This is a genomic window from Halobacillus sp. K22 (assembly GCF_052246795.1).
GTDB lineage: Bacteria > Bacillota > Bacilli > Bacillales > Halobacillaceae > Halobacillus.
Genome location: NZ_JBQQCN010000006.1, coordinates 1 through 26,959, shown reverse-complemented (window position 1 = coordinate 26,959; position 26,959 = coordinate 1). Strand labels below are relative to the sequence as shown.

Annotated in this window: 25 protein-coding genes; 7 read left to right on the top strand and 18 right to left on the bottom strand. The window is 40.4% G+C overall.

The window, feature by feature from the left end; translation table 11 throughout:
* The first annotated feature begins 58 nt into the window (after positions 1–58).
* On the top strand, positions 59–925 hold the full coding sequence (locus ACTWPM_RS06370) for a pirin family protein (protein ID WP_443132233.1): 867 nt from the start codon (positions 59–61) through the stop codon (positions 923–925).
* Between the two features lie 1,015 nt (positions 926–1,940).
* Entirely contained in the window at positions 1,941–2,180 is a 240-nt protein-coding gene (locus tag ACTWPM_RS06365) for an indolepyruvate ferredoxin oxidoreductase subunit alpha (RefSeq protein ID WP_224892313.1), read from the top strand.
* Positions 2,181–2,241: 61 nt separating this feature from the next.
* Here the strand turns inward: ACTWPM_RS06365 and ACTWPM_RS06360 are convergent, their stop codons facing one another.
* Entirely contained in the window at positions 2,242–3,345 is a 1,104-nt protein-coding gene (locus ACTWPM_RS06360) for an NADH:flavin oxidoreductase (RefSeq protein ID WP_443132232.1), read from the bottom strand.
* Positions 3,346–3,520: 175 nt separating this feature from the next.
* On the bottom strand, positions 3,521–4,735 hold the full coding sequence (locus ACTWPM_RS06355) for an EAL-associated domain-containing protein (protein WP_443132231.1): 1,215 nt from the start codon (positions 4,733–4,735) through the stop codon (positions 3,521–3,523).
* Positions 4,736–5,075: 340 nt separating this feature from the next.
* On the opposite strand from ACTWPM_RS06355, the gene guaC reads away from it, so the two are divergent.
* Complete coding sequence (guaC, locus tag ACTWPM_RS06350) at positions 5,076–6,059, top strand: GMP reductase (protein WP_443132230.1); 984 nt, start codon at positions 5,076–5,078, stop codon at positions 6,057–6,059.
* 44 nt (positions 6,060–6,103) lie between these two features.
* Here the strand turns inward: guaC and ACTWPM_RS06345 are convergent, their stop codons facing one another.
* The 9 genes from ACTWPM_RS06345 to ACTWPM_RS06305 all read right to left on the bottom strand — a co-directional run bounded on the left by ACTWPM_RS06345 (position 6,104) and on the right by ACTWPM_RS06305 (position 17,528).
* Complete coding sequence (locus tag ACTWPM_RS06345; RefSeq protein WP_443132229.1) at positions 6,104–6,715, bottom strand: metallophosphoesterase family protein; 612 nt, start codon at positions 6,713–6,715, stop codon at positions 6,104–6,106.
* Between the two features lie 398 nt (positions 6,716–7,113).
* On the bottom strand, positions 7,114–7,608 hold the full coding sequence (locus ACTWPM_RS06340; RefSeq protein WP_443132228.1) for an NUDIX hydrolase: 495 nt from the start codon (positions 7,606–7,608) through the stop codon (positions 7,114–7,116).
* A 482-nt stretch (positions 7,609–8,090) separates the two neighbouring features.
* Complete coding sequence (locus ACTWPM_RS06335; protein WP_443132227.1) at positions 8,091–10,118, bottom strand: heavy metal translocating P-type ATPase; 2,028 nt, start codon at positions 10,116–10,118, stop codon at positions 8,091–8,093.
* Between the two features lie 148 nt (positions 10,119–10,266).
* Positions 10,267–10,593, bottom strand: coding sequence for a four-helix bundle copper-binding protein (locus ACTWPM_RS06330; RefSeq protein ID WP_443132226.1), 327 nt, complete (start codon positions 10,591–10,593; stop codon positions 10,267–10,269).
* A 152-nt stretch (positions 10,594–10,745) separates the two neighbouring features.
* The gene (locus ACTWPM_RS06325) at positions 10,746–13,151 is read right to left on the bottom strand and encodes a heavy metal translocating P-type ATPase (protein WP_443132225.1); all 2,406 of its coding nucleotides are present in this window, start codon (positions 13,149–13,151) and stop codon (positions 10,746–10,748) included.
* A gap of 13 nt (positions 13,152–13,164) precedes the next feature.
* A complete protein-coding gene (locus ACTWPM_RS06320; RefSeq protein ID WP_443132224.1) occupies positions 13,165–13,482 on the bottom strand; it encodes a metal-sensing transcriptional repressor in 318 nt (105 codons plus the stop codon).
* A 277-nt stretch (positions 13,483–13,759) separates the two neighbouring features.
* Positions 13,760–15,055, bottom strand: coding sequence for an ABC transporter substrate-binding protein (locus ACTWPM_RS06315; protein ID WP_443132223.1), 1,296 nt, complete (start codon positions 15,053–15,055; stop codon positions 13,760–13,762).
* Between the two features lie 816 nt (positions 15,056–15,871).
* A complete protein-coding gene (locus ACTWPM_RS06310; protein WP_443132222.1) occupies positions 15,872–16,864 on the bottom strand; it encodes a LacI family DNA-binding transcriptional regulator in 993 nt (330 codons plus the stop codon).
* Between the two features lie 157 nt (positions 16,865–17,021).
* Entirely contained in the window at positions 17,022–17,528 is a 507-nt protein-coding gene (locus ACTWPM_RS06305; RefSeq protein ID WP_443132221.1) for a universal stress protein, read from the bottom strand.
* A gap of 337 nt (positions 17,529–17,865) precedes the next feature.
* Here ACTWPM_RS06305 and rlmN point away from each other — a divergent pair, with 337 nt between their 5' ends.
* Positions 17,866–18,951, top strand: a complete 1,086-nt coding sequence (gene rlmN, locus ACTWPM_RS06300) for a 23S rRNA (adenine(2503)-C(2))-methyltransferase RlmN (RefSeq protein ID WP_443132220.1) — start codon at positions 17,866–17,868, stop codon at positions 18,949–18,951.
* 148 nt (positions 18,952–19,099) lie between these two features.
* Here rlmN and uvsE read toward each other — a convergent pair whose 3' ends face one another.
* The 3 genes from uvsE to ACTWPM_RS06285 all read right to left on the bottom strand — a co-directional run bounded on the left by uvsE (position 19,100) and on the right by ACTWPM_RS06285 (position 20,713).
* Positions 19,100–20,071: a UV DNA damage repair endonuclease UvsE gene (gene uvsE / locus ACTWPM_RS06295; RefSeq protein ID WP_443132219.1), complete on the bottom strand. Its 972-nt coding sequence runs from the start codon at positions 20,069–20,071 to the stop codon at positions 19,100–19,102.
* A gap of 192 nt (positions 20,072–20,263) precedes the next feature.
* A complete protein-coding gene (locus tag ACTWPM_RS06290; protein WP_443132218.1) occupies positions 20,264–20,530 on the bottom strand; it encodes a hypothetical protein in 267 nt (88 codons plus the stop codon).
* 39 nt (positions 20,531–20,569) lie between these two features.
* Complete coding sequence (locus ACTWPM_RS06285; RefSeq protein WP_443132217.1) at positions 20,570–20,713, bottom strand: hypothetical protein; 144 nt, start codon at positions 20,711–20,713, stop codon at positions 20,570–20,572.
* 227 nt (positions 20,714–20,940) lie between these two features.
* Between ACTWPM_RS06285 and ACTWPM_RS06280 the strand changes: the two genes are divergently transcribed.
* Positions 20,941–21,474, top strand: a complete 534-nt coding sequence (locus ACTWPM_RS06280) for a DUF420 domain-containing protein (RefSeq protein WP_443132345.1) — start codon at positions 20,941–20,943, stop codon at positions 21,472–21,474.
* A 113-nt stretch (positions 21,475–21,587) separates the two neighbouring features.
* Here ACTWPM_RS06280 and ACTWPM_RS06275 read toward each other — a convergent pair whose 3' ends face one another.
* The 3 genes from ACTWPM_RS06275 to ACTWPM_RS06265 all read right to left on the bottom strand — a co-directional run bounded on the left by ACTWPM_RS06275 (position 21,588) and on the right by ACTWPM_RS06265 (position 24,008).
* The gene (locus tag ACTWPM_RS06275) at positions 21,588–22,031 is read right to left on the bottom strand and encodes an Hsp20/alpha crystallin family protein (RefSeq protein ID WP_443132216.1); all 444 of its coding nucleotides are present in this window, start codon (positions 22,029–22,031) and stop codon (positions 21,588–21,590) included.
* 90 nt (positions 22,032–22,121) lie between these two features.
* Positions 22,122–23,165: a DUF2332 domain-containing protein gene (locus tag ACTWPM_RS06270; protein WP_443132215.1), complete on the bottom strand. Its 1,044-nt coding sequence runs from the start codon at positions 23,163–23,165 to the stop codon at positions 22,122–22,124.
* A 75-nt stretch (positions 23,166–23,240) separates the two neighbouring features.
* Positions 23,241–24,008 (bottom strand): SDR family NAD(P)-dependent oxidoreductase, encoded by a 768-nt coding sequence (locus tag ACTWPM_RS06265; RefSeq protein WP_443132214.1) that lies wholly within the window; start codon positions 24,006–24,008, stop codon positions 23,241–23,243.
* A 477-nt stretch (positions 24,009–24,485) separates the two neighbouring features.
* On the opposite strand from ACTWPM_RS06265, the gene ACTWPM_RS06260 reads away from it, so the two are divergent.
* On the top strand, positions 24,486–25,823 hold the full coding sequence (locus ACTWPM_RS06260; protein WP_443132213.1) for a sugar porter family MFS transporter: 1,338 nt from the start codon (positions 24,486–24,488) through the stop codon (positions 25,821–25,823).
* 513 nt (positions 25,824–26,336) lie between these two features.
* Positions 26,337–26,582: a hypothetical protein gene (locus ACTWPM_RS06255; protein WP_443132212.1), complete on the top strand. Its 246-nt coding sequence runs from the start codon at positions 26,337–26,339 to the stop codon at positions 26,580–26,582.
* 57 nt (positions 26,583–26,639) lie between these two features.
* Here ACTWPM_RS06255 and ACTWPM_RS06250 read toward each other — a convergent pair.
* Positions 26,640–26,959 (bottom strand): RNA-guided endonuclease TnpB family protein (locus ACTWPM_RS06250; protein ID WP_443132211.1); only part of this gene is annotated, 320 nt, incomplete at its 5' end.

Genomic DNA, 26,959 nt, shown 5'->3' with positions numbered 1-26,959 from the left:
TATAGTTGGAATGAAAAATTTAACAGCAATAGCATTTCAATGAGGAAGGATGATAGAATTGGATAATAAACACTTTAAAAGAGATGTGAAAGATTCCTGGTACGTGAAATATAATGAAATGGACTTTCCGGCTATTCAAAAAGGCTGGGTTCTCCCTGTAGATCGCTGGGCAGAATTTGATCCATTCATCCTTATGGCGGAAGATTGGTTCAAGAAAGGAACCTTTCCTGACCATCCGCACCGAGGTTTTCAAACGGTCACCTATGTGGTGGATGGCCGCCTGGAGCATATCGACAATGGTGGCGGACGTGATATTCTAGAGCCAGGTGATGTTCAATATATGAATGCAGGCTGGGCTGCTCGTCATGCTGAGGACGGAGTGGAAGACGATATTGCCCATACCCTTCAGCTTTGGTTAAACCTTCCAAAAGATAAAAGAGATACGGATACCATCTACCAGAATGTGTACTCTGAAAATGCCCCTGTTGTTCCGTTTAATGGGGGTTCCTTAAAGGTCTTCTCCGGAAACATTGCAGGAGTTGAAGGTCCATTAAAGTCTATTGTGCCTTTTACATTAAGTGAGATTAATCTGGCTGAAGGTGCTGAATTTTCCCATTATATACCTGAAAACCATAACGCTTTCTTATATGTACTAGCTGGTAGTATAACTGTGGGTACAAGCAGCACTCAATTAAATAAGCATGGTGTTGCAACACTTACCTATAAAGATGATGGAAACGAGCACCAGTCAAGTGAGTTGAAAATCAAATCGAACAAACGTCAAACCAAAGTTCTTATCTACTCTGGTGAACCAATCAAAGAGACTATTGTTCCTTATGGTCCGTTTGTTATGAATACGATGGGCGAGATCAAGCAGGCTTATCTTGATTTCAATCAAGGAAAGTTCGGTCCCCCTGCTGAATAAGGCTATGGTAAACTTTGCTGTAGTTTATTTATATCTAGCTTATTAAACTAAAGGGCCGGATACTTGAAGATCGATTTCGAGATAAATGGGCTCCGTTACGAAATGAGGAGGTGGCTGGTGGGGAAATAACTCGTCTTGTTCTCGAGACATAAGCCTAGCATCAACGGACGGAAAGACCACCGCCCTTTTGATGCTAGGCTTATGCTGGTCGTGTCTTTCGGGGCGATTCCACATTTGAACACTTTCCTATGGGGGAACGGTGAGCTTCCTCGCTCGTTTCACTCCCTGCGGGATCTCACCTAGCTCCTTCTCCCGTTCTTACACTCATGATCGATGGAGTCATAAGCAAATGCCTAAACGGCGTGGAGTGCTATCCAGCTCCAGCACCTAGCGGCTAGTGAGACTTCCCTCACTTCTGTACGATAAGGCAACATCGAATCGCTTTGCTCTTCGTGTTTTCTTTATCTCCGCCAGCTCAGTCCAGTCCATACGCCGCTGACCAAGGTGCTTCCGCTTTCAACCTGGGAGTCTCGCCATTTCCCCACCAACCCAGCCACGGGAGAATAACGGACCCTTCCAAAAGAGATTGCTCTCCTTCTAAATAGGACCTAAATGATTCTATGACAAGCTTTTCCACATCGTGCTAGCATGAAAATAAATGCTTTATCCTATGCTTTTTTCCCCAAGCAAACGGTGTGTTAAGTGGTTTCGAGTTGCTGTTTCGGCTAGGTCCGGAGGGGACGATGGAGACTCCTGTGGGATAACCATGATCGGTGAGACCCCGGAAGTCGAAGACTGAGGAGGCTCAGCACAGAAAAGGAGGTTCGACTAAGAACGCCACGTCCTGTGGCAACGTCGAACGACCCTGCGTCGTGCAGGGCCGGAAAGCGAAATCGTCCCCCGGAGGACCTTTCGCTCAACAAATATCTCGAAGTCAAGTCTTCCACAAACGAGAGCTTTACTTTAAGATCATCACTTTTAACAAAGCAAATGATTAAATGAAAGGAGGTTTATTATGGCTTTTGTAATAACCAGCCCTTGCGAATCAGAAAAAGCAGGTGAATGTGTTACCGTTTGCCCTGTAGATTGCATTGCAGAAGGTCCAGATCAATTCTATATTAACCCGGACATCTGTATTGACTGCGGAGCATGTGTGGCTGCCTGCCCTGTGGACGCTATTGTCGAAGAGTATGAAATGACTCCTGATGAGGAGCCTTATCTTGATAAAGCAGAAAAATTCTTTGGTAATATATAGAAGAAAAGCGCCAGATCCTCACTCGGGTCTGGCGCTTTTGATATATAGAGAACGATATGGTTTAGTACAGTTTTTGAAGCGCTTCTTTATCGAAAGGCAGAAGATCATTTTCTTTGCCTTCACGCACTTTCCTTACCCATTCAGGGTCCATTAGTAAAGACCGGCCAATGGCTACCAGGTCAAACTCTTCCTGATCAACTTTTTCCACGAGACCATCAAGACTGGTAGTGTTAGCACCAGAAAAACTCGTAAACTCTCCATCAAGCCCCACGGAGCCGACAGAAATAACAGGCTTATCGGTTAATTTCTTCGTCCATCCTGCTAGGTTTAAATCAGAACCTTCAAATTCCGCTTCCCAGAATCTGCGGGTGGAACAGTGGAAGATATCCACGCCGGCTTCCACAAGAGGATTTAGAAAACGCTCTAATTCCTCCGGTGTTTCCGCAAGTTTAGCTTTGAAATCATTCATTTTCCATTGAGAAAAACGGAAAATGATTGGAAAATCAGGACCGACTTCCCTTCTGCATGCTTTAACCACTTCTACAGCAAACTGAGTTCGGCCTACAAGGTCACCGCCATAACGATCCGTGCGGCGATTAGTATTCGCCCAGAAGAATTGATCAATTAAATAGCCATGGGCTCCATGAATTTCTATCCCGTCAAAGCCAAGGCGTTTAGCATCTGCTGCACCTTGAGCGTAAGCTTCTACTAATTCAAGGATTTCCTGCTCTGTCAGAGGTTCAGTTATTGGTTCACCATCAAGACTCAAGCCCGAGGGTCCTACCGGCATAGCTTCCTCGTTAGGAAGGTCTCCTTTACCTCTTGTCATCCCCACATGCCATAGCTGGGGTGCAATTTTTCCGCCTGCCTCATGGACCTGTTTTACAACATTGCTCCAGCCTTTCAGTGCTTCTTCTCCGTGAAAAAGAGGGATACTGGCTCCTGAAACAGATGCAGGGTGATCAATGCCAGTTCCTTCTGTGACAATCAGCCCCACACCATTTTCAGCACGACGGCGGTAGTAAGCAGCTACGTTTTCATCCGGAATGTTTCCTGGTGAATACCCCCTCGTCATCGGCGCCATAACCGTACGATTTTCTAATTTTAGATTTTTGCTATTGAACGTCTGAAATAGTGGTTCTGTTGATTTATTGGTAGTTGTCATTTCTAAGCCCTCCTCTTTCATTCTTGCAAGGAGTATTATTGCAAATACATGCAGGGAAAGAAAGAAATCTGTTTATACCTGTCCCGTCCTGCTTAAACTTGACTCAATGAAGACATAAAATATGCTGAACCCTTAAAGGTTCAGCATTACTATTATTGCACGGGATGTATCCGTTTCATATTAGTAGACACTCGTGATCGTAGAGATAGGAATAACGAATATCAATAAATAGAAAATATTCGGCTGATAGCGGAAAGCTAAATGTTCGAATCATATCCTTAGTTTCAATATCCGAATAAATTTCTGAGAGAATGCCTTTATTCCATGTTTGCATTTGCATTACGTTTTCTAAGAAATATGGTCGGAATGCCCAGTTGGATCCGCGCTTATCAGGATCGATCTGCCACATATTTTCGTGCTTATTGAAGTTTGAGGAAACCTGTTGGCCGTCACTGTTGCATATAAACATACGAAAGCTTTCCTCATTAAATTCAGAGGTCGCGAACTGGATAAATGCGTCAACTTTCTTTTGCCCTTCCCATTTAGGTAGCAACTCTTTTATTTTCTTTTCCCACAATAGGATATACTTGAGCCTTTGCTCGACGAGCGATTTTTCACGTTTAATATAATGCGTTATTTTACTGCTCACGTTTAACGAAAGGGTCTCTGTATCAATTAGTGTAAATTCAGGTCTGGCGAGATAGTGGCCTTGATAGTATCTCCCTCCATGTTTCCACGCGAAATAAAGCTGGGATTCATCTTCAATGTTTTCAAAAAGTAAAGCAGCTCCTATCCGTCTTCCAAGCATGGATAAAGAGTACATAATATCCTGAAATCCATCGGAATTATGCTGTCTAATTATAGCTGTATTAATCTTTAGTATATGTGGTTCCAGCTGGCGGATGCGATCAATATTTGAGCTTCTGGCACCTACATTGTCAACTGCAATCTGGATGCCATATGTTTTATAATAAAGCAGTAAATTGCTTAATACTTCAAATTCCTCATCAAAGTCATGTTCTGTAACTTCAAGTACTACTCGATCCATGGAAAACCCTTGACTTTGAAACTTAAGCAGCGTCTCTAATAGGTCCTCTCCATTATTCACCATTAATTGTTTCCCGTTACGGTTAATAAATAATAACCCGTCTTGATTAGATTCAATCATCTGAGAAAGGGCTAAATTTAACAAGTGCTGGTCAACTTCTACTTTAAATTCTTCAGGCACATCGTCATCGTGGAAAAAAGAGCCTAAACTTATCCATTCGTGTCCGTTAAAACACCTTCCCAACACTTCATAGCCGATCACATCATGTCTTATCGCACTGATTACGGGGTGGTACACAGGCTTAATTTGATCCAGATTCCCTACTATATCTAATGGATCCATAGTTCCCCCTCCTGCATGCCGTTCTCTATTTCTTGGTAATTCGATGTATTCTGTCTCTCTTTTCATGATAAAACCCCATCTGAATAAATATTAAATCCGTTTATATAATTTCGCTTCTCTTGTTATTTTCTACTTTTACGAAGGAAATTCCTGCTTAGCACTGATTTAACAGCTCTTCTTCTTAATATTATTATAGGAAACTATCGTTTTTGCAATAGTGTGAAACACTTAAAAAACCTACTCAAGACTTTGACAGAGGAAAATATATGCTGTAAATTAATCTATAGACGAACAATTATTTAATATGAATTATAAATATTCGTTTTCAGGAGTGAAAATTATGGAAAATGCGTTTGATTATGAAGATATTCAACTTGTCCCAGCTAAATGTGTAGTAAGCAGCCGGTCAGATTGCGATCCAACCGTTATGCTGGGTGGTCGACAATTTAAGTTACCGGTAGTACCAGCTAATATGCAGACTATTATTGACGAGAAAATCGCTCTGAGCCTGGCTGAAAATGGGTATTTTTATATTATGCATCGTTTTGAGCCCGAGGCCAGATATACATTTATCAAAGACATGATGGAACGAGAATTATTCACTTCCATTAGTGTCGGGGTAAAATCTGAGGAGTATGAATTTATTGAGCAGCTGGCAGCTGAAAAACTGATACCAGATTATATAACCATTGATATTGCGCACGGGCACTCAAATGCTGTTATAGAAATGATCCAGCATATTAAACATCATCTCCCCGAGAGCTTTGTAATTGCCGGAAACGTGGGAACACCGGAAGCGGTAAGAGAACTTGAACATGCAGGGGCAGACGCAACTAAAGTTGGGATCGGACCTGGAAAGGTATGTATTACTAAAATAAAAACCGGATTTGGTACAGGCGGTTGGCAGCTGGCAGCCCTGCGCTGGTGTGCCAAAGCGGCCAGTAAACCAATTATTGCGGATGGAGGAATTCGGACCCATGGTGATATAGCAAAATCCATTCGTTTTGGTGCAACCATGGTAATGATAGGTTCATTATTTGCGGGCCATGAAGAATCTCCTGGAGAAACATTTGAAAAAGATGGTAAACGCTTTAAGGAATACTTTGGCTCTGCTTCTGAATATCAAAAAGGCGAGAAGAAAAATGTTGAAGGTAAGAAGATGTATGTAGAGCATAAAGGCAGCCTGAGGGACACTCTGGAGGAAATGGAACAGGATCTTCAATCTTCCATCTCCTATGCAGGTGGAAACAAACTGGAGTCATTAAGAACTGTAGATTATGTGATCGTTAAAAACTCCATTTTTAATGGCGATCGTGCTTATTAAAGATGCTAAAAAAGGAATGAGCTGCTACGGGCTCATTCCTTTTTTCATGTGGCTGTATATACTTCGTGTGAGGGAAGCTCCAATAAGGACAACTTTCCTCCGTAAACCGCTCCAGTATCAATATCTACTTGGTCCTCATAGTAGGCAATGTGCCTCACAGGAGTATGACCGTGAATAACGGTTTTACCAAGGCCGATTCTAGCCGTTTGACGGGTCCAGAGCATCGTTTGCTCTTCTTGTTCCTGAAGAGGAATATGGGGCATTAAGCCAGCATGTACAAAAATATATTCTTCAGTTTCATAATAAAGCCTCAGGTTATTCTCCATCCATGCCTGATGCACCCGAAGTTCCTCCATGTCCCCATTGTAAGACTTAAAGGTTGTGGAAGCTCCGTTCAAATCCCATAGCTTTTTTGCTTCTTTTTCATATTTAGAACGAATGAATAAATCATCGTGATTCCCTTTAATGGCAATAGCTCCATCATTCTCAACAAGATCAATGACCTTTGCAACTACATCCCTTGAGCAAGGACCTCTGTCTACGTAATCGCCAAGCAAAATTAACTGATCCTCTTGAGGATTATAAGAAGCTTCCTGCAAGACATCCTCAAATTTTTCAATATCTCCATGTATATCAGAAACTACAAGATAACGCATGGATGAATTCCTCCTTTAGACCTGCCGCTAAATTGCAGTCACTATTCAGAATCTAATTGAACAGTTACAGGTTTTACTAATTGTATATTTCTTTTTTTCGAACTTATAAAACCTTTCTATGACAATTGTAACCTATTTGTAATAGAACCCACTAAAAAGCAGACCTTTCCGATTATGGAAGGATCTGCTTTTTTAGCTCTATTAAACCTCCAAGTTGGTTCTGTACTTCAGCACCCGATTTCGTAAGGCCGGTTTCGTTTATTCCGTGTGAAAAAATAGGTCAGTCGTTCCCTGAACCCCCCTTTTCCCAAGGAATTTGAGGCATAATCCGTTACGGCATCTTGTAAACCTTTTAGGAAATTAACAAAAACGTTTAACAAAGTCTTGCTATAAACAAATTAATTTTTTATGTGGGAAGCATAGTCCAGAATTTCCTGACAAATTTCATTCCAGTCATAATAGTAATGGTGTACTTCTCTTGGATCCACAAACATTCTTTCTACCGACTCATATTCCCCTCTGAACACATATAGGTTTTCGATTTCCATCCGGTAAAAAACCTGATAACCTACTTTTGGATAAAGACTATAATCATTCCATTTGGGAGTATTACAATGATCCACAACGATATGACCTAAGTGCTTACATTCCCCAGAGACATACCCCTCTTCCATCACTTCACGCTTAAAACACTCCAGAGGGGTTTCCTCAGGCTCCAAATGCCCTCCCGGAAAGTCCCAGCCTCTATAGTTGAGATTCACTAACAGTAATTGATCTCCTTTAAAACAGAGACCATGGACGCTTGTGATTAAATTCCTGGCAGGAAGCTGCTTGGCATATCTCCAGGTCAAATTCACTCTCGATGCTCCCCAATTAACATGAATGGTTGTCAATAGACCTCCTCCTCGTTAAGGTTTAACTGCTCTGTTTATCTAGTTTAATATAATTATAGATTAAAGTTATTTAAAAAGTCTGACTAAATTTGGCGCCTCTTCATATTAATCCTAAAAAATATTTCTACGAAGACAGGAATGCACGTAGAATAACTTCGAATTTTAACAAGGATAGGTGTTCAAGTCCCTCTTTGGCAGGAAGCACCGCTGGGTATTAATATATAAAAAAAAGCCACACAAAAACCCCATTAGAGGTTTTACCATCTCCATGGGGTTTTAGCTGATAGAGAATGAGGACCGTTGATGAATAGCTCGCTTTGCCACCCTCAACCGCTTCCTCGATAAGTTTTGTAACTAGTCTTAAGGATAAGAGGCCATTCAACGCAAAATTTTACGGAGGCTAAATTGTAAAAGTGTTAGGAATCATAAGACTTTGTACCCTCTGATACGCCTTAACTATAACCATTAGTGAAGTGATCCATTTAATCTGCTCTTAATAACTTAGCATTTATCGCTACTACAACGGTGCTAAAACTCATTAAGATAGCTCCCACAGCTGGGCTTAGAACAATTCCAATTGGGGCAAGAACACCTGCCGCAAGTGGAATGGCGAAAATATTATAGCCCGCAGCCCACCATAGATTCTGCACCATTTTTTTATAAGTGTTTGCTGAAAGCTTGAGAATGGATAAGATATCCTTTGGATTACTTTTAACCAGCACAATGTCCGCTGTTTCCACAGCTACATCTGTACCACTTCCTATAGCAATTCCTACATCGGCAGTAGCTAAAGCAGGCGCGTCATTGATTCCATCTCCTGTCATGGCGACCTTTCTTCCTTCAGACTGAATTTTTTTCACTTGATCGGATTTATGATCCGGCATGACTTCCGCATACACTTCGTCTATGCCGATCTGCTTAGCCACCCAGTCTGCTACTTTTTGGTTATCGCCTGTAAGCATAACGGAGCGAATGTTATTTTTCTTTAATTCAGCTACGGTTTCTTTTGCAGACTCACGCACCATATCGGCAAGGGCAATCATCCCTGCATAGTTTTGATCAATTAGAACAAATACTACGGTCTTACCTTCTTCCGATAGTTCATTAAATGTATTCGTATCGTAAGAATACCCCTCGTCCTGGACGTAGCCTGGACTGACCACTTTTACAAGTTTATTGTCAACTTTTCCTTGAAGGCCTTTTCCAGTCATGGACTCAAAATCTTCAACTTTACTTAAAGAAACACTTTCTTCTTTAGCTTTATCTAAAATACCACGAGCTAGAGGGTGTTCGGAATTTTGTTCAACACTTGCCGCCCAAAACAGCAATTGATTCATTTCATAGTTTTCCTGAGGCACAATATCCGTAACTCCGAACTCTCCTTTAGTCAGTGTCCCTGTTTTATCAAAGATTACGGCATCTATATTCCTCGCATTTTCAAATTGAGTACGATTTCTAATCAGCAGTCCTTGTTTGGCTGACAAGGAGGTGGAAACTGCTACAACTAGAGGAGCAGCAAGTCCCAGAGCATGAGGGCAAGTTATTACCATTACGGTAACCATTCGCTCGACAGCTGTATCAAAGGCAAATCCTAGAGCCATCCATATAATAAACGTCGTGATCCCTGATACAAGTGCCAAATAAAACAACCATTTAGCAGCCCTATTTGCGAAATCCTGCGCCCTGGACTTAGAGTTTTGAGCTTCTTGAACTAGTGTAATAACCTGGGATAAATAAGTGTCATCTCCAGTTTTCTGGACTTGAATGGTCAAGCTGCCTTCCTTATTTATGGAGCCTCCTATAACTTCATGATCCTTCTCTTTTTCTACAGGCACAGATTCGCCGGTCAGCATTGATTCGTCTATCGCTGATTTACCCTCAGTAATTATACCGTCTACCGGTATTTTCTCTCCCGGTTTAACAAGTACCAGATCCCGAGCACCAAGTTCACTGAGAGGCACATCTTCCGTTTTACCGTCTGAGTTGAGTCGATGAGCTTCGTTTGGCATAAGTTTCACTAACTCTTGAAGCGCATTTGAGGCGCCCATTACGGATTTCATTTCAATCCAATGGCCTAGCAGCATGATATCGATCAAAGTGGCCAGTTCCCAGAAAAAGTTCCGGCCTGACCAACCAAAGATAACAAGTGAGCTGTACCCATACGCAACGACAATAGCTAAACCTATAAGAGTCATCATTCCTGGATTTTTATTTTTAAGTTCGTCAATGGAGCCTGTAAGAAATGGCCAGCCACCATAAAAGAAGACGAAAGTAGCTAATCCAAACAATACATATTGATCATAAGGAAATGAAAACTCCAATCCAATAAAATCTTGAATCATGGGTGACAAAATAAGAATAGGTATAGTAAATAATAAGGATATATAAAACCTGCGTTTAAAATCCTCAATCATACTTCCATGATCGTGACCTTCGTGGTCATCATGGTTTCCATGTTCTTGATGCTCTTTTTCCTCGGAACCCTCTGAATGATTATGATGATGATCCATAGCTTATTCCTCCTCTAATAAAATCGCTTTAATTATACTGTTACCGCGTATAGGTATTTATAAACTTAATATAAATGACAGTTGTAAAAAAATAATCACAAGCTCTTTTTAATAAAGAGCTTGTGATTATTAGCATGTACCATTTTAATTAAGCAATGCTTTTACAAGCATCGGCACACTTGAAGCACGCCTCTGCGCACTTCTGGCAATGATCATGTTCATGTTTCTTGCATTCGTTTCCACATGCTTCACACATTTGGGCGCATACACTCGCTAGCTCTTTAGCAAAAGGAGTATTTCTTACTAACGCTTGCTCAAGGAACCCGCACATATCTGCACATTCACGATCAAGACGGATACAGTCCACCATATGAGCTACATTATCTTCTTTTAAACAAGCATCATAGCAGTGATTACATGCTTCCATACATTCGTGCAACGATTCAATTACGGACTGGTACTGTTCATGAGACATAAAATATACATCCTCCTTTAGAATTGATTACATAAATTCAATTACCCTATACCCGTATCCCGTTAAACTGTTTTTTTACATTAAAAATCCATATTTGTAAAAAACACATAAAAAAACCCGCCCGCAGGCGAGTTTAAGAATACTTTTTACTATTATAATTTTACTCTTTTTAAGCGAAGAGCGTTACTCACGACACTGACCGAACTGAAAGCCATTGCCGCACCGGCTACCCAGGGGGCGAGTAATCCGATAGCAGCAACCGGAATGCCAGCTGAGTTATAAGCTAGCGCCCAGAACATATTTTGTTTAATATTCGCCATGGTTTTCCGGCTCAGCTTAATCGCTTTGCTCAAGTTTTCAAGATCGCCGCCAATTAGAGTGAGATCAGCTGTTTCGATGGCTACATCTGAACCTGTACCGATGGCTATCCCAATATCCGCCGTAGCAAGAGAGGGAGCATCATTGATTCCATCTCCGACCATAGCCACTTTTTCTCCTTTTTCCTGAAGTTCTTTTACCTTCTCAGCTTTTTCTTCAGGAAGAACTTCGGGATATACTCCGTCTATTTCTACTTGGGAAGCTATGGCTTTAGCTGTTCTCTCGTTATCGCCAGTTACTATATAGATGCTCAGCCCCAAATCTTTAAGGTCCTGAATGGCTTGCTTCGAGGTTTCTTTAATGGTGTCTGCTACAGCCACATAACCTGCAAGCTTTCCTTCTACAGCAATAAGCATCGCCGTTTTTCCTTCAGTCTCATGTTGTGAAAGAATATCTTCAAGCTCTGTGTAATCAATTGTTTCCCGTTTCATTAATTTTCTTGTACCGACGTAGACCTCTTTTCCATCCACTATAGCTTTGATTCCATACCCCGGGATGGCTTCAAATTCATCTGCCTCGTGGGGATTCACGCCGTTCTCTTCCGCGAAGTTTACAATAGCTTCGGCGAGTGGATGTTCAGATACTTTTTCGGCTGCTGCTAGATAACCAAGGACATTTTTTCGATTGTTCCCAACCGTATCGAAGTTCGTGACTTCTGGCTTGCCTTTTGTAACCGTACCTGTTTTATCAAGCAGAATCGTCGTCAGTCCCTGCGTGCCTTCCAAGTATTCTCCTCCTTTAAAGAGGATTCCCTGCTCAGCTCCTTTCCCGGTACCTACCATGATCGATGTAGGCGTAGCTAGACCGAGCGCACACGGGCATGCAATTACCAGAACAGCAATGGCAGCTTCAAGTGCAGGAGGAAGCTCCCCAGGAGAAACGAATACGAACCAAGCAACAAATGTAAGCACCGCAATACCCACTACGATCGGGACAAAAATGCCGGAAATAACATCCGCTGTCCTTTGAATAGGGGCTTTAGAACCCTGTGCTTCTTCTACTATTTTCACAATGCCTGCCAGGGCTGTATCTTTACCTACTTTTTCAGCCTTCATTTGGATCGTGCCATTTTTATTAATGGTGGAACCAATAACTGCTTCATTTTTATACTTCTCTACAGGCAAAGATTCACCAGTAATCATCGATTCATCAACAGAGGTTGTACCTTTCACTATTGTACCGTCTACCGGTATTTTTTCACCTGGTTTAACAATCAGGACATCTCCCACTTGTAGTTGCTCCACAGGAACTTTCTCTTCCCTTCCATTTCGCAACACAGTAGCTTCCTTGGCTTGCAGATTCAGTAGTTTGGTCAGCGCCTGCGTAGTCCTTCCTTTAGCGAGAGACTCAAACAATTTACCCACCAGAATCAATGTGATCAGAACGGCACTGGTTTCAAAATATAATTCAGGCATAACATCTGGATTCAACTGCCATCTGATGCCTTCCACCACACTATAAAAATAAGCAGCCGACGTACCTAAAGCTACCAGTACATCCATATTAGCACTTTTATTTTTCAAAGCTCGATAAGCTCCGACGTAGAAAGGGGCTCCGATATAAAATTGTACAGGTGTAGCTAAAACAAACTGAAACCATGGATTCATCAGCAGCTCTGGCACAGGAATGCCTAAGTCCCATGGCAAATGACCGATCATCGTATAAAGAAGCAGTAAAGACAGGATGATAGACAAGAAGAGCTGTCGTTTTTTCTTTTTGATTTCTTCCTCTTTATAATCTTTCTGCTCTTCACGATCCTTTTTAATTACGGCTTCGTACCCTAGATCTTTGACTTTTTCTATAATTTGATCAGTAGAAATTAAACCTGGTTGATATTCAATCACTCCGGCTTCCGTTGTTAAATTCACGGAAGCTTCTTCAATTCCGTTCATACGGCTTAGTCCTTTTTGAATACGGGTGGAACATGCCGCACAGGTCATTCCGTGGATATCAAGCTCTACTTTTTCTGACTGCACCCCATAGCCAAGCTTTTCAATTCTTTCTTTAATATCTTGAGGCTCTGCCTGATCATCGTCATAAGTGATGGTGGCATTCTCCATCGTTAAGTTTACACTTGCCTCTACTCCATCCATTTTATTGAGTACTTTCTCAATACGAGCAGAACAAGCAGAACAAGTCATTCCCGTGATACCTAAATTCATTTCTCTCCGTTCACTCAAACTAATATCCTCCTTATTTGGAGAACTGCTGGACAACCTTCATCAATTCGTCAATGGCTTCTTCGCCTTCCCCTTTTCTAATAGCACTAGCTACACAATGATGCGTATGACGCTCCATTAATGAATAGCCTACTCGGTTTAAAGCTTTGTTAATAGCTGAGATTTGAATAAGGGTGTCCACACAGTACCGATCTTCTTCCACCATTTTTTGTACACCGCGAACTTGACCTTCTATTCGTTTTAAACGATTAATGACGGCTTGTTTTTCTTCATTGGTCCTTGGTTTAACCGGCTTTTTCCCACTATTTTCTGGTAAGGTATTGTCTTCCATTATTTCTCGCTCCTTCATAATCAATATACCCCTTATAGGTATTTTAAGTCAATAAATTAACTTCATGTATAAGAGGATGGTTTCTTGTGATTTATTTCTCAAATAGTAAATTCAAATTAGTTCCTTATATTTGTTAAAGGAATTGTAGTTTCCCTATTCCCATGATAGTCGTTACGGTAAGTTTCGACAAATATTGAAGGTTTTATTTTTCATCTTTTTCCTTTATTCCATGAAAAAAAGACCACCCAGTAAAAACTGAATGGTCGATAAGTTTATATTATTGTTGTTGATCCATTTTTTCCCATTCTTTCTTAGAGTCGGTTTCAAGTTCCTCCCAGGTCATTTTGTCACTTAAATATTTTTGAACATTACCCCCGAGATAATCTCCCCATGTGCCCGGGTATCCAAGAAATACCCAGCCTGTCGTTTTTTCTTCTGATGCATACTGATAGATCTCTTTGGAAATTGGATCAGCGATTTTTGAAGTATCGAATTCTTTATAAGCAGGGATAAATTTAAAGTCTTGCAGAACAGATTCTTTGCCTGTTTCAGAAGTGTACATCCAGTCAATAAAATCCTTGGATGCCTGAATAATTTCATCGTTACTGTTTTTATTTACAGCCCAGTAGTTAGGGATTCCTACAGGCAATTTACCTTCTTGTCCTTCTACCGGAATAGGGATAATACCCATATTATTTTCAGCGAATTCTGGAGCGAGTTGGTGAACAGAAGGGTAAATCCAGTTCCCTTGCTGAATCATGGCTACTTCCTCAAGCGCAAAGTATTTCTCTACTTGCTGAGAATAATCTAGATTCAATGTTGGTTGAATTGAGTAATCCACCTGTAAGTCGATCATTCTTTTAAATTCTTTTCCTTTTGTAAACCCTACAGATTCCGCCTCATAAGTTTCTATTACAGATTGATTAAACTCAGGCGCTAAGTAAACATTTGATAAGTGGTTGCCCGGGACCCATTTTTCCTTTCCCGGAAAGGCGAACACTTCCTGTATGCCCAGTTGATCTTTTTGACTATCGAGTGTTTTCACTTCCTTTTCTAAATCTTCGTAGGATTTGATTGCTTTTGCATCTATACCCGCTTCTTTAAATACTTTCTTATTGTAAATGAAACCATAACCTTCCTGATTAAATGGAAGACCATGAACTTCTCCGTTCTTGGTGACTGGTTCCAGTGAACCCTTAAGAGCAAGTTCGCTTGCTTTTGTATCCGATAAATCGGCTAAATACTGTTCATAATTATCCGCTTCGGTCGGTCCAGCAATACTGAATATTTCTGGTTCTTCCCCAGATGCAAATTGCGTTTTAAGCGCACTGGCATAATCAGATCCTCCACCTACACTGTTAATCTTAATATTAATATTTGGATGCTCTTCTTCGTATTCTGCAGCTAAGCTTTCAAACTGGTCATTAAATTCTACTTTTCCTTGAAAAATTTCAATGGTCATCTTATCCTCTGAATTATCCGAGCTACCACTTGACGAGAACGAACACCCCGCAAGCAACGTACCTGACAATACAATTGGAGCTAGTAACTTAAAAGCTTTCATACTCTTCATCCTTTCTTCATATGATATCGGTTTCACATAAACTTAAAAAAATTTCTTCATTCTTTGCCGCTTCGCTTACTAGTAATTTAATCGTGCGCTTTAAACGATAGACTCTGTTTAAGTTTATCATTGATTTTACCTAAAAGGCTAACTACCCAATAGGGCCGGTTACTGTAAGAGTCAGTTTCGAGATATCTTGGGTCCGTTACGAGTTGTGGAGGTGGCTGGTGGGGAAATAACTCGCTTTCCTATGGGGGAACGGTAAGCTTCCTCGCTCGTTTCACTCCCTGCGGGATCTCACCTAGTTCCTTCTCCCATGGGAGTCTCATCATTTCCCCACCAATCCAGCCAGGAAGAATAACGGACCATGCCAGAAGAGAGGATCCTCTCCTTCATAACTGGTCATAAATGCTTCTTTCACATGCAATTTTCACATTGTGCATAAAAATTGCCTCATTACCCCATGCTCTTTTTTCTCATCAAGCAGAAGATGTCTTAGTTCGTTTCGAGTTGCTGATATGGCAAGGTCCGGAGGGGAACGGGGAGACTCTTGTGGGATAAACATGATCGGTGAGACCCCGGAAAGCGAGTCGTTCCCCGCAGGACCTAATTCTCTCACTAGATATCTCGAAACTGAGTCTTAAAGAAACGGGAGCTTTCCCTTAAAACCAATAAAGAAGTTTAAAAGAGCCAAAAGATAAACGTGATATCGATTTCATATGATTCAAAAAATATTAATTCTTGAAGAAATGCTAATCAAGAATTAATTTTTATTATAAGGCATTATGAAATCGTTTTCAATAAAATTTTAAAATATTCATAAAATTAAGTAGATTCCCTTTCTATTAGTTGAATGGGTAGTTGGATTTCTTCTGACATACTTTCTTTAGTATTCATCATCTGAATTAGTAGTTCTACAGATTTGACCCCCATTTCATCAATAGGCTGTCTAATCGTAGTCAACTTAGGTTCTACAATTTCGGCGATAGGCTGATCATCAAAACCAATTACGGCTAAATCATCGGGGATTTTTAACCCATTTTCTTTTGCTTCGATAATTATTCCTGCCGCTACTTCATCACTGCCCGAGAAAATTGCTGTAGGTTTATCTTTCATGGATAGTATTTCCTTCACTACTCTTTTCCCATCTTCAATGGAATGCCTCTGAATAAAAATCCAGCTGGGGTTAGGGTTCAAGTGGTGTTTATCCATAGCCTTCTGATAGCCGGTATTACGATCAAGGTCACGACCGTACCCGGCAAACAGTCCACCTGTACAATAAGCAATTTTTTGATGTCCTTTGTTTATCAAATGCTCGGTCCCCATGAATGCGCCCTTCCTCTGGTCCAATCTCACTTTAGATACAGAAGAATGATTTACGTATTCATTGCAAAGGAGAATGGGGCCATATTGCATGTAAGGTTCTATTGTCTCCCAGTCATTTTCAATTGATGTCATTATGATCCCGTCAACCTGTCTGGTTTTTAACAAGTTAAGAAAATATAATTCCTTGTCTTTAAGATCATTACTTTGAAATATAATCACTTGATAATTGTTTTTAAAGGCTTCTTGCTCAATAGAGTTTACTAAATAGGAAAAGAATGGGTTCACAATACGGGGAACAATTACGCCTAAGGTATTCGTTGCCTGGCCTCTTAATCTTCTCGCGGAGGGGTTTGGATAGTACCCGAGTTCTTTCATGGCTTTTAATACTTTTTCACGTTTTTCACTCGATATATAAGGATGATTATTAATTACACGTGAAACCGTTGATTTGGAAAGACCCGTAATCCTTGCTACATCTGAAATAGTCGGCATTCCATTACTCCCCTCTGTCGGTTTAATTATGAAATCAGTTTCATAATTATTTTACCCTTTGTGAAGTGAAAAATTCAATATAAATTTGTAATGTTAATTCTTATTACAATTCTTCTTATCTATATAAAAGGCCGGGCACTTAGCCCGGCCTTCCAATTTATTTAACAATTAATACGGGAATGTCCGATTCTTTTGCTACTTTTTCACTAACACTCCCGATGACGAATTTCTTGATGCCGCTATGACCGCGACTCCCGATTACAATTAAATCCGCTTCCTGGCTTGAAGCAAAATTACATAGTTGACTGACTGGGTCGCCTTCCAGCCATTCATATTGGATGGGAACCTGTTCTTTTTCAAGTTTTCTTTTAACTTCAAGAAAAATGGGGTGGTTTCCAGCGTAGGCTCTTGGTTCACTTTGTATGACTTCTTTCTCGCTGATCCGCTCCTCAGAGCCCCCTACGTAGGCGCCTCCTTCTTCAAGTGTCATATCATTACGCATCGTCATGTTAAAACCTGTATTATTTTTGTATTTATCCTTTTCCTTTTCTACAAATACTACTGATATCTGAAATTGCTGGGTTCTACTTAATTCTACGGCATGATTCAGAGCTTTATCGCTTCCTTCAGAACCGTCAAATGCAACGACTACTTTTTTGTACATTAGGTTTCATCCTTTCCATTATTGAATAAAGGAATATCCAGCATCACCCATATCCTGATAGGCTTATTTATTATATACCCGCTATTGGCTGTAATAATTTTATTATTAGATAACAATTGTTTAACAGTTTATGTAAAACTGATGCTGCTAATAATAGTACTCCCCCTCATAACAATGTGCTAATAAGATGGAATAGACTATTACACGTAATTAATTCATAGATTTTACTCATTAACTAGAAATTGAGCAAAAATTATAACATTGAGCGGAAGGTTGTAAGATGTACCTGCATCTATTATGATAGAAATAGCGAACTTTTTTAAAGAGGAGCGTATTTATGAAACCATCGATTTATGGTTTAACGTTTGATCAACTAACTGACTGGGTCACAGAGCATGGTGAGAAAAAATTCCGTTCTAAACAAATTTGGAACTGGCTTTATCAAAAGCGCATAACGGATTTTTCTCAAATGAAGAATGTGAACCAATCTTGTATTGATCTTCTTCAGGAACATTTTACAATTGAAACGTTAACCGAGGAAATAAAACAAGAATCACAAGACGGAACAGTCAAGTTTCTATTCAAATTACATGATGGAAATATCATTGAAACTGTTCTAATGAGGTTTAACTACGGATTGTCGGTATGCGTTACAACCCAGGTTGGGTGCAACATCGGCTGTTCCTTCTGCGCGAGTGGCGTACTGAAAAAAAACCGTGACTTATCAGGCGGAGAGATTGTCGAGCAAATTATGCAGGTGCAGCAGCACCTTGATAAACAAGCAAAAGATGAACGTGTCAGCCACATTGTTGTAATGGGAATAGGCGAACCATTCGATAATTATGATAACTTGATCGACTTCCTTAAGGTTGTCAACGATCAAAAAGGTCTATCCATCGGTGCTCGACACATCACTGTTTCCACGAGTGGAATCGCACCGAAGATGTATGAATTTGCCGACGAAGGCATTCAGATCAACTTAGCGCTTTCCATTCATGCGCCGAACAACAAATTACGGACAGAAATTATGAAAATTAACCGTGCTTATCCGCTGGAAAAGCTCATGCCGGCCATTGACTATTATCTCGAAAAAACGAACCGACGTATAACCTTTGAGTATATTTTGCTTAAGGACGTCAATGATCATAAGAAAGAAGCTGAAGAACTCGCTGATCTTCTGCAAAATAAAAAGCATCTCTCTTATGTAAACTTGATTCCTTACAACCCTGTAGCGGATAACCCTTATGAACGAAGTGAGAAAGAATCCATCCTCACTTTCTATCAAACATTGATGGACCGCGGAATCAAATGTGGAGTCCGTACCGAGCATGGTACAGATATTGATGCAGCATGCGGTCAGCTTAGAAGTAAACAAATTGAAAAAGAAAAAGCTCGCAAACAGAAAAAATTGCAAACCAATTAAAAGCATGAGGCTCCGGCCTCATGCTTTTTTCAGTACGGAACTCTGACGTATGTTCACACTTGGTTGCAAATCGTCTAAACGTCAATATGTCCCCAAAGAGTTCAGAATACCCCTGCCCAGCTGTTTAAAACCTTTCCTCTTAGCTCCCTCACTCTCCCTTCCATCTAAAAGAACTTTCGCTTTCCATAATTACATTGGGATGTTTCCTTAATTCACCTGCTAATGCAAAAAGTGCTTCGTCTTTCTGTTTAGCTTCGATCATGCAGTCAATTTGTCCGGTTGATCCGTTAGTGTTTTTGACAAAATCGAGAAACAGTTTCAAATCTACAAAATCCGCGTGACTTTTATACTCTTCATGGCTTTTTGGACTGGAAATATGCATTTTAACGGATAATGGTGAACGGGACCAGGTATTTAAAATACGTTCCCAGTGGTCTTCCCACCGCTCTTTGTCTTGATTGGCAAGGTGATGATGGATATCAAAAACGAGAGGAATATTTAACTTCTCACAAACATATAAGCAATCTTCGAGTGTGTAGGAAGTATCATCATTTTCAATCATAATCATCTTCTGAATACCCTTTGGGACGAGAGCCCAATTATCTATGAAGCGTTCCAGCGATTTAACTTTATCCTGGTACCGGCCCCCCAGGTGAATCACACATCGATGAGCTGGGTCGATGCCCATATGGTGTAGCAGGAAATAGTGATACTTTAATACCTTCATAGATGTTTTGAAAATTTCTTTATCGATTGAATTAATGACCACGAAATGATCGGGATGAAAATCAAGCCTCATTCCATATGTTTCAGCAAAATCACCTAGTTCTTTCAAATCCTCTTTAATGGCTGCCAGGTAATCCCACTTTTCTAATGCTTCGTGAGTGGCAAGCGGTACCAGGCGCGAGCTTAACCTGAAGAAGTCGATATCATGAGCTTTATTATGCTTTAAGAGTCTTATACAATTCTGTATATTGGATTGAGCAATCCGTTCAAGTTTTCTAACAGCCGCTTCCTGATCTCGAACCGCTGAAAAACGTTTATACGTCATGGTTTGAGAGGGGGAAGCATTTTGAAGGTTTACGCTCATGGCCACATAGCCCAGTCTGAATAATGTCATCTGTCACTACCCCGTTCATTTTTAACTTAGTTTCTGCGAATTGGGCAATGGTTATGTAAGGTTGTCTTGAATGAGTACAGAAGTATCTTTATGGACAAGTAAAATACAACCACAAGTTAAGATCTTAAATATTTCTATGCCGAGAATTTAGTTGTATTTCTGTACTTTCAGGCTAATCCATTAAAATAGGTATTATAATAAGTACAGCCACAACGATAAACCGATAAATATTATTATAAATATTGAAGTAAAAATTCCCTTCTCTTTCTTGCTAAATCCCATTTTCTTTTCTAGATCGTTTATATAAATATTCATTAACAAAAACCCAAAAAAGGTGAATGCAAACCCTGCTGAATCGTTAATTACAGACATAACCCTCATAGCACCTAAGGCCACAAGAATCATTCCCAGATGCCCAAGTGCCATAAAAAAATATTGATTTTTCTTTTCAAACTTCATACGTTCTCCCCCTTTGCTTACCAATTGACCCCTCCTTTACTATTGATTTTTCATATTCTTATTCTTTTCTTCCAGTAACTCAATGATTCTTTCATTTTGTTGAATCATTTGCTCGTTTTGTTTTCTGAACTTATGAAAATCGAATAAAAATATTAACAAAATAGCCAAAACCAGAAATCCCATATTCCCTTCCCCCTTTTTTTAGTAACGTGAATATCTTGCAAAAACAACGGGATTTTTTTATGCCATCGGGAACTTATAAAATAATAAACTGCAAAATTATCAAACCTTAATTAACCTTTTTCCTACTGATATGTAACATTTTCGTCACCATTTCATCCCTATATTTAATGAAGTGTATGCTTTATTTAGATATACTAGATATGACTCATGTTTTGAGGTGGTGAATAATATTGGAATTAAATAAAGATTTTAATTATGTCCCATGGGTGATTGGTCTTTCTATCGCGATCAACCTCATTGTGTTAGCTTTATTGTTTGTTCCTGAAATAGAAAGCGGGACAGGCTTTAATATTAAACTGCTTCCCCTTTTGAATGCGATATTAAATTCGTTTACGTTTGTCTTTTTACTGGCTGCACTGTTTATGATCGTTCGTAAAAATGTAAAGTGGCATAAGCGTTTTATATTTGCAGCATTTACAACTACAGCTCTGTTTCTGGTTTCTTACCTAACGTACCACTCTATGTCTTCCTCCACATCCTATGGTGGTGAAGGGGTTTTACAGTACATTTACTACTTCATCCTTATTTCTCACATTTTACTGGCAATTGTCATCGTTCCGCTGGCCTTGATCACGCTGTTCCGAGGTCTCGCTATGAAAGTAGACAAGCACCGTAAAATTGCACGATGGACGATGCCAATTTGGCTGTATGTGAGTTTAACAGGAGTTATTGTATATTTGATGATTTCTCCATATTACTAATCATAACGAAAAAGCCCGCTTATGGAATTCCATTTTCATAAGCGGGCTTTTTACGCACTTCAAACGAATTTAAGGCGTGAAATAAAAAAAACTTCCCCTCGCGAGGAAAAGCTTTAAATGATATCTATATACTCGCTGCTTGTGCTTCTCTTGGGCGTTTTAATCGTCAAAATGCCGTTATTGAATTGTGCGTTTGTTTCTTTTTCAGAAATGGTGAAAGGCAGAGTAACCGTCCTTTCCATCATCTGCCGGGTCTGCTGTTTCTGATACTGATGATTATGGTCGGTTATAAATTCGGTCATTTCTGTATGTTTAACGGCAATGCGTATGTGGTTCCCTATAACCTCTACTTCAATCTGGCTGCGGTCAGCTTCAGGAAGCTGCGCTTGAATAATAACCTCACCATTGATTTCCTGCATGGCAACCGGAAAGGTATTCTCATGTAAAAACTGCCCCAGCTGTTTGATGGACTGGCTAAAATACGAGTCCATAGATCGAACAACTTTTTGGAAGGCATCGTTGAATAGTTTTGGAAATTGGTCATTCTGTTGCCCCATAACACTCATTCCTCCTCCTGCTTTCCCTAACAATTTATGTGGTAAGAGGCAAAGTGTCCTGGGCAGATTCACTAATTTCAGTTAACGAATTTATAAGTCGAGATTAATAATCGGAGAATGCCATTCAAACCAACGACCGTGTCCATCGATCCGGCCAATCGTATGGCTTTGTTCCTTCTGATTAATAATCGCATCTAAGTGGAGCTTACGATCACTTAAATTATTATAGATATGAAATACGTTCCTTCTTCTCCCAATACGCTGAATTTTATTAAGTAACTCATTTTTCACAGAAGGAGTAAGCTGATTAGCTACGTGTGTATGAAATATACACAAAGCTTCACTCTCAGGTATATTGTCAGCTAGAGATTCCAGCAATTCGACAGCGTTCCCCTCTACGAGCTGAGGAGGTTTTTTGGAGTATTGTATGGAAGCTTTCTCAAAAAGCCATCTACGCTCCTTATGTTCTGGCCAGATTAGTGCTTTTAACCAAAGATATTCATCTTCGTTGGTTAAGTCAGACACGTTTAGATCCACTCCGATCCGAGTGCCTGCAGGGGGTGAGTTTTTCAATAAAAATGGAGTATTGCCAGCTTTTACTTCGGAAGACAACAGAAGAGGTGAATTTCTATTTCCATATATCTCCTCTCCTCCATAGGTATACGAATATTCATCCCATAACAGTTGTAATCCGGCACTTGATCCAAGTTCAATCATTGCTAAAGGTTTTTTCGTTAAACGATGAACTTCGCAAAAAACTGGATAAAGATATGCACATCTCCTTACTTCATTTGTCTGAACCAATTTCCTCTGCAGTAGTGATTCAATTTCCTTCGAGTGCACCCTGCAAAAATTTTTGAAATAGGGAAAAGATTTTTCAGGGTCCCTAGGCTTAGATACCATACTGCTGTAAAACTGCTTTAGTTTATGAGTAGAATTACCTTGAAGTAATAAATAATGTACAGCTCCTAAAAGTAAATTAGGCACAGGCTGCCCTTCTTTTGCTTGTTCAGAGAGTTTCAGAATACCTTCATCTTCAGCAATATTATTAGCTAATACTTCATATAACCGGCTCGACCCCCTGCATTCCTCTTGCGCAAATGCACGAAAAATACTTGGTAACTCGCTATGCACAGCTCTTCTCCCCCTTTCGTATGTAAAGAAAAACGCAATCCAAAATCTGAATTGCGTTTTAAGTTTAGTCATCTCTCAATCCGAATCAGTTGATCTGGAAACATAAGGATAAATGGGCTCTTGCAAATGGAATTCGTATGTTTTTCCATCCACGATTCCCACTACTTGATCACTATCGTATAATTCCAATAAGAATTGCGCCATTTCCTTGGCCGTATGGTATTGAGGGATATTCCCTTCATATTTCAGCTCATCATTATCAAATGAGCGATTTAAAAATTCCGTCTCAGTAGCTGCCGGAGCCAGTACCTTTGCCTGCATGGCGGCTCCTTTTCCAAATAACTCCTGGGCCAGCCCTTCAGTAAAGGCACTTACAAAAAACTTCGTTGCACAATAGGTGACTGCGTCAGCAACAATTGTATATCCGCCTCCTGACGAAACGTTAATGAGCTGTGTCCCATGTGTGTTTTCATAGTCCCTTACAAATAAAGAGGAGAGAATGGTTAATGCTTCATTATTTAATCGAAGCATTTTCTCTATTTTAGAAATATCGTGTTCAGCAATAGGATCGAAATTACCAAACCCTGCATTGTTTACCCATGTTTCTAGTTCAAAGGATTTTAAGTCTTCATACAATTGATAAACATTCTCTGATACTGCTAAATCGGCTTGCTTTACAATCACATTTACTTCAGGCTGATTTTTCTCAATCTCTGCTTTTAAATCTTCCAGCTTCTCTTTTCTTCGGGCGACTACAATTAAATTTTTCCCACGCGCAGCAAAGGCAAGAGCTGCTTCATACCCTATACCTGAACTGGCCCCGGTGATCACAGTATATTTCAAAATACATCCTCCCAACGAAATTCCAAAATTTTTATCCTTCTCTTATCATAACTCTTACCTTTTACCTGAAAGCAAATGTTAAGACTTATTGTTACACCCACTTAGTTACACAAGATCTGTTAATCTTCCGGCTATAGAGGAAAATTGCCTACACTACTATGAAGATGGTTTTCTTGCAGAACAGGGTACCATGGTCGGAGTCATACTCCAGGGATTCGCTTTGGTTTGGGGGTGATACATAGGCAGCACTTAAAGCAAGCAATACTAAGCCGCATCTTTCTACCGACAGCGTTTAGTTAATTACTCTGAGATTTTCACTAAATCATTCTTTCAAGCCCGAAGCTCCTTTATTATCGTTAAGCTGCTCTGATTCATCACTTTTCCTGTTAAATTCACACAATCATGTTTGCGGTTTCCATTTAGGTGGAAAATATTTGGACAAATACATTTACATTGTTAAAAGGTGGTTAGTCTCTTATGAATAAAAACTTAAGTAAAGGCTGGATATTTTTCTTTGGGGCCTTAGGCGGCTTGCTGTACGGGTATGACACAGGGGTGATCTCCGGTGCCCTTTTATTCATTAATCAGGATATTCCGCTATCCAATTTTCTTGAGGGAGTAGTAGTGAGTTCCCTGCTCGTTGGTGCTATTGTGGGCGCAGGAATGAGTGGTTATGTATCAGACCGCTTTGGGAGAAGGCGCGTAGTATTTGTAATCGCACTCATCTACTTAATAGGCTCGCTTGTTTTAGCTTTATCGCCTAACGCAGCGATCCTGATTGCCGGGCGCGTCATTCTTGGTTTAGCTGTCGGCGGCTCAACGGCTATCGTTCCTGTTTACTTATCCGAAATGGCACCTACTCAACAGCGCGGCTCACTTGCCTCTTTGAACCAATTGATGATTACAATTGGGATTGTGCTTGCTTACTTAATCAATTATGCTTTCACCCCTATTGAAGGGTGGCGCTGGATGCTGGGGCTTGCTGCAGTACCCGCTATCGTCCTAATGGTCGGAGTTCTGTTTATGCCTGAGAGTCCCAGATGGCTCATCAAACATAATCGTGAAAAAGAGGCTCGTAAAATTATGGCTCTTACCCGTCAACAGAGCGAGATTGATGACGAAATTAAACAAATGAAAAAGGTTGAAGAAGTTGAAGAAAGTACCTGGGATGTACTGAAATCAAAATGGGTTCGTCCCATGCTTCTAGTTGGTAGTGGTATTGCTGTCTTTCAACAATTTATCGGGATCAACGCTGTCATTTATTATGCCCCCACTATTTTTACTAAAGCTGGGTTAGGGGATGCAGCATCCATTTTAGGTACACTGGGAATTGGTATTGTTAACGTACTTATGACGCTGGTAGCTATTGCGACTATAGATAAATTAGGCCGGAAAAAACTGCTGCTAATCGGAAATGTGGGTATGACCCTAAGCCTCGCTGTTCTTGCAACTATACTATTTACGGCTGAGCTGACAACCGCGATAGCCTGGCTGACTGTTGTATTCTTAGGAATGTTTATTATGTTTTTCTCAGCAACCTGGGGACCCGTGGTATGGGTAATGCTGCCTGAGTTATTCCCTCTTAAAGCAAGGGGAGCAGCCACAGGCTTCACAACTCTATTACTCTCATTAGCCAACCTCATTGTCTCCCTTTTCTTCCCTGTTCTGCTTGGAGCTTTGGGAACAGCATGGGTGTTTGTCATTTTTGCAGGAATCGGAGTACTTGCTTTCCTATTTGTCATGAAATTCGTACCTGAAACAAAAGGACGCAGTCTGGAAGACATTGAAAGAGACTTAAGAGGTCAAGCTTCATAAATATATGACTAAAAAGAGCACTATTAAAGGATAGTGCTCTTTTTATGTGAAGTTTGTTAAACGCTTTTTTATGATTTTGACGTTGCCACAGGACGTGACGAGCTTAGTCGATCCTCCTATTATCATAAGCTTCCTCGGTCGTTATCACTACCTGTAAGATCTCCCCTAGCTCCTTCTCCCTGGGAGTCCCGTGATTTCTACACCAACCGAGCCACAGGTTAAAAACGGAACCTTTTAGAAGATAGCGAGCTCCTCCTTCATTTGCTATAAATGCTTGTATGGTGCGAGTGTCTGACCGATGCAGCCGGGCAATTCGTTTGTCCAATCACCATCTTCCTCACAATCTTTCGATACTGATCTTACATAATCGGGAGTTTATTTGAAAACAAAAATTTTATTTACAATAGCATTGTTTATAAGAAACTAGTTCAAATTATCTTGATGACTGTTAATAAGTTACAATAGAGCTATCAACTACCAATTTGATTTTTTCAGATAGAGAGGAATGGATATATGCCAAGGGGATTACAACTAATCGGGGAATTGATCTTACAAAATAAAAATACAATCGCAAAAGAGATCCATGAGGAGCGTATGGCCCAAGTGCCGATGACAAGTGCTCAGAGAGCAGAATTTCAACGGATCGAACAACATGTAATCGATACTCGAGTCAGTTTTATACACATATTTGGCGAGACCTTAGCAGCACAATTGGACCAACACACATCTATCATTGAACTACCCCCACTTACTCGCTGACACTCCTTGAAGTTGGGGGATTCCTAAGAGCACGAACCTAACGGTTCGTTCAAATGATTAGGCTAGCCCCGTCGCACCGACGGTTGGAAGGATTCTTTGAACCTCCTTCAATATATTGGAGCTCGCATTTAGGTCGCGGTCGTGGTGGCAGCCGCAGTCTGGGCAATCCCACGTTCGAACAGCGAGATTCTTTACCTCACTGTTTTGGTATCCGCACTTGGAACACAGCTGTGAACTCGCAAAAACTTTCGATACGGGTACCAACTGCTTCCCGTACCACTTTGCTTTGTATTCGAGCATAGACGTGAACATCGACCAGCTCACATCACTAATCGATTTGGATAGTTTTCGGTTTTTGAGCATATTGGAAATTTGGA